6 protein-coding genes are annotated in these 4,637 nt (G+C 74.1%); 5 read left to right on the top strand and 1 reads right to left on the bottom strand.

Translation table 11 applies throughout. The features are described 5' to 3' along the window. The 5 genes from J0670_RS30720 to J0670_RS30700 all read left to right on the top strand — a co-directional run. On the top strand, positions 1-798 hold a 798-nt coding region (locus J0670_RS30720), incomplete at its 5' end, for a 2-oxo acid dehydrogenase subunit E2 (protein WP_243437754.1). Beyond that, positions 795-1,037 carry an acyl carrier protein gene (locus tag J0670_RS30715; protein ID WP_207815049.1) on the top strand — a complete coding sequence of 81 codons (243 nt, stop codon included), beginning with the start codon at positions 795-797 and terminating at the stop codon, positions 1,035-1,037. The genes J0670_RS30720 and J0670_RS30715, both read left to right, overlap by 4 nt. 253 nt (positions 1,038-1,290) lie before the next feature. Next, complete coding sequence (locus J0670_RS30710; RefSeq protein WP_207815046.1) at positions 1,291-1,575, top strand: DUF1540 domain-containing protein; 285 nt, start codon at positions 1,291-1,293, stop codon at positions 1,573-1,575. A 250-nt stretch (positions 1,576-1,825) separates the two neighbouring features. Next, the gene (locus tag J0670_RS30705; RefSeq protein WP_207815044.1) at positions 1,826-2,551 is read left to right on the top strand and encodes a hypothetical protein; all 726 of its coding nucleotides are present in this window, start codon (positions 1,826-1,828) and stop codon (positions 2,549-2,551) included. Between the two features lie 256 nt (positions 2,552-2,807). After that, on the top strand, positions 2,808-4,124 hold the full coding sequence (locus J0670_RS30700) for an acyltransferase (RefSeq protein WP_207815042.1): 1,317 nt from the start codon (positions 2,808-2,810) through the stop codon (positions 4,122-4,124). Here the strand turns inward: J0670_RS30700 and J0670_RS30695 are convergent. Next, on the bottom strand, positions 4,096-4,637 hold a 542-nt coding region (locus J0670_RS30695; RefSeq protein ID WP_207815040.1), incomplete at its 5' end, for a dienelactone hydrolase family protein. The two genes, J0670_RS30700 and J0670_RS30695, sit on opposite strands and share 29 nt — an antisense overlap.

The raw sequence follows: 4,637 nt of genomic DNA, 5'->3' as shown, positions 1-4,637 counted from the left end.
CTCGACCTCGCCACTGTGACGGGAACGGGTGCGGACGGCGCCGTCCGGGTGTCCGACGTTCGCGCCGCCCTCGTTCGGACCGCCCCGCCCACGCTCGAACCCCGGGCCGTGACCCCTCCTACCGCGGCGGACCGGCAACGGGTGATGCGCCTGGCCGTCGGCGACCTGATGGCGCGGTCCAAGCGGGAGATCCCGCACTACTACCTCTCCACCACCGTGGACCTCTCCGCCGCGGTCGGTTGGTTGCGCGAACGCAACCGGCAACTCCCGGTGTCCGAACGGCTGGTCCCCGCCGCCCTGCTGCTCAAGGCCGCCGCCCTGGCGGCCCGTGAGGTGCCCCAGCTCAACGGGTTCTGGACGGAAGGCGGCTTCGTCCCCGCACCGACGGTCCACCTCGGTGTGGCCGTCGCCCTGCGCGGCGGTGGGCTGATCGCGCCCGCTCTCCACGACGCCGCCGACCTGACGCCGGCTGAACTCATGGGACGGTTGCGGGACTTGGTGTCCCGAGCGCGCGGCGGTCGGCTGCGCGGCTCCGAAACCTCCGATCCGACGATCACCGTCACGAGTCTGGGAGACCAGGGAGTGGAGGCCGTCTTCGGTGTCATCTACCCGCCGCAGGTCGCGCTCGTGGGCCTCGGCAGGGTCGTCGAACGTCCACGGGCCGTCGGCGGCATGGTCGGCGTGGGGCCGGTGGTCACCGCCACCCTCTCCGCCGACCACCGCGCCAGTGACGGGGCGACGGGCGCCCGCTACCTGACGGCTCTCGACAGACTGCTGCAGAAACCAGAGGAACTGTGAACCACGACGAAGCCCTGACCCTGCTCCGGGACACGCTGACCGAGATCGTCCCGGATGCCGACTTCGCGGGGATCGGACCGGACATGAACGTCCGGGAGGCCCTCGAACTCGACTCCCTCGACTTCCTGACCCTCGTCGAGCGACTGTCCGAACGAGCCGGATGCCGGATCGACGAGGACGACTACCCGCGCCTCGCCACCCTCTCGGACGGCGCGGCCCTCCTGACCGAACGCACCTGACCCTCAGACCGGCCGCGCCCCGACCGGGACAGCCCCATCCGCTGTGCACGCTCAGCCGAATCCCGCACACCATGGCCTGCTCCGGCGACTCCGGTGGCCCGGAGCACCAGCGCGGCCGCGGCGGTCGCTCCCGCCGGGCTAACGCCGGTGGCCGCCGACCACGCCGTTGCCCATGCTCGAACGGAGGGCTCGCCTGCTCACACCGGCCACCGGCCGGTCCCGCGGGCGAAAGTCGCGACCGAAGGACCTCGCCATGGAAATGCCCGTCATCACCGAATGCGCGGTTGAAGGCTGTGCCTACAACCAGGGCCTCGCGTGCCACGCCTTGGCCATCACCGTCGGCGATGCCCGTCACGCCCACTGCGACACCTACCTGCAGGCGCCGCTCAAGGGCGGCGACCCCTCTGCCAACGGCCGGGTCGGCGCGTGCAAGATGTCGGACTGCCGCCACAACGTCGGCCTCGAGTGCCGCGCCAGCGGTATCACCGTCGGATTCCACCAGAGCGACATCGACTGCCTGACGTACGCCCCGGCCTGAACGGGCCGGGCCGTCAACCTCGTGGGCCGGCCCGGGGACGGACCGGTGCCCGGGCCGGCGGGCACGCTCCGTCGGCGTCACGCCGGACCGTACGGTCCGAGGACGGGCCCTCGGCGGTGGTTCCGGCGCCGCCCGTGCGATGGCCGGCTGATTCGACCCCCCGAGCCGAAAGGGAACCCTTGTGCGCATCACCGACGCCCACACGGGAAAGCACGTCGACGTCCGCCCTCATCGAGCCGGACTCCTGCGCGTGACCGTCGATGCCGGCGAGCAGGGGCACCCGTTCGGGCTGGGGGACCTGCGCGCCCTGCTGGCCGGTGACGTGCTGGCCCGCACCTGCGAGGCCCAGGGCCCCCAGGTGTTCACCGAACTCGCCGTCCCGGACGGCCCCGACGAGCAGGTCCGGGCCCTCCTGAAAGCCGCCGACCGACTCGGCATCCGCCCACCCGCCCGGCTGAGCGCGCGCCGAGAGCCGGACGGCGCCGACCCGACAACGGCCGACCTGGTCATCACCGGCCGCCCGCCCCGGCACCCCGGCGCGTGGTCCACAGCGCTCCTGGCCACCGGCCCGGTGACCGAGGAGCCTTCGAACGCCGGGCCGGACCCGCTGATCCCGTTCCCGGCGTCCGAGCGCGATCCCCGCGCGCTGCGCCTCGTTCTCCTCGAACACGCCGTCACCGCCCCGGTCCGGCTCACCGCAGCCGCTCTGACGGACGCCGCCGCGAGGCTCGCCCGCTGGCGCGCGCTCGTGGCCGACCTCGCCCGCGCGCCCTCCGGTCCGCTGGACACCGACACGGTCCGGGCGAGCTTCGACGGCCTGAACGAAGACCTGGACGCCCGGGTCGCGTTGGGCGCCCTGGAGGTCCTGGAGGACCGGGCCGACCTGCCGGAGGGCGCCCGCTTCGAGACCTACGTCCACCTGGACCAGGTCCTCGCCCTCGAACTGGAGCGGGACATCGGACGCGGACCGGGATGAGCCGACCGGGAGCACGGCGAAGCGCCCGGCCACGGCCCGACGGGCCCGTCCCCCGGGAGGCGGCCGGGCCCGGTCGGACGTCTACTGGGGCTGGGGCCGCCGCCGAGCGAACGGACGGTACCGCCGTGCGAACCGCCACCGCCTCGGTCAACCGGCCGAAGACGCTCTTCGACCGCACGGACGAATGGCCCGTTCGGCGCCCAGGACCTGACCTCACGCGGAGGACCCCGAACGTCCCAGCCGGGGGAGCCGAACCGTGGAACGCAACCGCTACGCGGACCTCCTGCGCACCGGGGCGATCGGCACGGTCGTCCTGGGCCACTGGCTGCTGACGAACCCCACCTACCGGGACGGGCGGCTCTCGGGTCAGGACGCGTTGCAGTACGTCGTCTGGGGGCGCTGGCTGACGCTGCTGTTCCAGGTGATGCCGGTCGTCTTCCTGGTCGGGGGCCTGGCCAACGCGGCCTCCTGGACGGAGTACCGCGAACACGGCGGGGACTGGGCGAGCTGGGTGCGCAGACGCGCCCTGCGGCTGCTGTGGCCCGCCACGGTGTACCTGGTCGCCGTCTTCCTCGGAGTCACCGTGGCCCGGGAGAGCGGCACGGGCCCGGGCGAACTGGCGCAGACCGGCTGGTACCTCGCCCTGCACCTGTGGTTCCTGCCGGTCTACCTGCTACTGATCGCGCTGACCCCGGTGCTCCTGGCCGCTCACCGGCGATGGGGCCCGCGGGTGCCCTTCGTGATGGCCGTCGCTGCCGCGGCCGTGGATCTGGCGGTCCTCGGCCCGCGCCTGCCGGTGGTCGGCTTCGCCAACTACCTGCTGGTGTGGGGCTCCATGCACCAGTGGGGATTCGCGTGGCAGGACGGCCGTCTCACCCGCGGCCGGCGCCCGCTCCTGATGGCCGCGGCCGGTGCGCTCCTCCTCGCGGGCCTGCTGGCCCGGGGCCCGTTTCCGGTGGACATGGTCGGCACCGGCCACCGAGCGGGCAACACCACGCCGCCGTCCATCGCCCTGCTCGCCTTCGCCGCCGCCCAGTGCGGCCTCCTCCTGGCGGCGGAGCCCGCCGGGCGGCGCCTGGTCGCCGGCGCGCGGCGGCAGGAGCGGCTCTCCCGGCTCAACCGGGCGGTGATGACGGTCTATCTGTGGCACCCCGTCCCGGTGGTGATCGTCGCGGTCACGCTCTACCCGTCCGGGATCGCACCCCAGCCCGCTGTCGGCTCGTGGCAGTGGTGGGCGCTGCGCCCGCTCTGGCTCGCCGTCCTGGCCCTGCTGCTCGCCCCGCTGACCCTGGCCGTGCAACGGGCGCAGCGGCCGCTGCGCCGTCTTGCCGTGGACCCGGGACGCGGCGGGCTCGGGTCGGCTGTCGCGCTCGCCTGCGGCCTGGCCGCGGTTCTTCCCGCTCTGGCCCGACTGGCCGTCAACGGCTTCGCCCCGGACGGGCGCCCGTCCGGGGCCGTCCTCGCGTCGTACGTCGGCGGGTTCCTGCTGGTGCTGTTCTCCCGCCGACACCGTCCCCGGCCGGGCGGACGCCGACCGGACGGGCTCAGGGAGCCGGGTTCGCCACCGGGGTGAGGTGGGCGGTGAACCACCGCGCGGCCAGGTCGGCGACCTCTTCGAGTGTTCCGGGTTCCTCGAACAGGTGGGTGGCGCCCGGGACCACGGCGAGTTGGCTCTCGCAGCGCAGCCGTGCCTGGGCCTGCTGGTTGAGGTCGAGGACCACGTGGTCGTCACCGCCGACGATGAGCAGGGTGGGCGCGGCGACGGCCGGAAGGCGGGGGCCGGCGAGATCGGGTCGCCCGCCGCGGGAGACGACCGCCCGGGCGGGGGAGTCCGGTTCCGCCGCCGCCCACAGCGCCGCGGCGGCTCCGGTGCTGGCCCCGAAGTAGCCGACCGCGAGTCCTCCGGTGTCGTCCCGGCCGCGCAGCCAGTGGGTGGCGTCGGTCAGACGGCGGGCGAGCAGGGAGGTGTCGAAGACGTTCGCCCGGTCGAACGCCTCCTCCTCGGTGAGCAGGTCGAACAGCAAGGTGGCCAGACCCGCCCGGTTCAGCTCGCCCGCGACGAAGCGGTTGCGCGGGCTGTGCCGAC

This window comes from Streptomyces sp. FH025 (assembly GCF_017427025.1).
In the GTDB taxonomy this organism is placed as follows: Bacteria; Actinomycetota; Actinomycetes; order Streptomycetales; family Streptomycetaceae; genus Kitasatospora.
The sequence above is the reverse complement of the archived record's forward strand: the minus strand, read 5'-3'. Positions and strand labels throughout refer to the sequence as shown.

Coding starts and splice junctions, on each gene's coding strand:
- J0670_RS30710 (WP_207815046.1), top strand. CDS start 1,291: ATGGAAATGCCCGTCATCACCGAATGCGCGGTTGAAGGCTGTGCCTAC.